Here is a 230-nt window from a genome sequence, read left to right on the forward strand (position 1 = left end):
TGATTATGCACATGCAGTCAGGCAAAAAGATGAGAGGAAATTGTTTACTTTTTGCCAACGGGGGTACCGGTAATACCGATTAGTTGAATTTAGCCGCTATTGGCCTAACGCCTGATGGCCGCGGCCAGCTAATAGTGAACGTTAACTATCAAACAGACGTCGAATATATCTATGATGTAGGAGATGTGATTGGTTACCCCAGTTTAGCTAGCGCAGACTATGATCAAGGC

The 230-nt window shown here is 44.3% G+C and carries 1 pseudogene; it reads left to right on the forward strand.

Features of this window, described 5'->3' with window-relative positions:
* A pseudogene (locus tag Q4519_RS22265) lies at positions 1-230 on the forward strand (FAD-dependent oxidoreductase); the annotation flags it as partial.

Origin of the sequence: Motilimonas sp. 1_MG-2023, assembly GCF_030547455.1 — a bacterium.
Lineage (GTDB): Bacteria > Pseudomonadota > Gammaproteobacteria > Enterobacterales > CBDFNC01 > Motilimonas.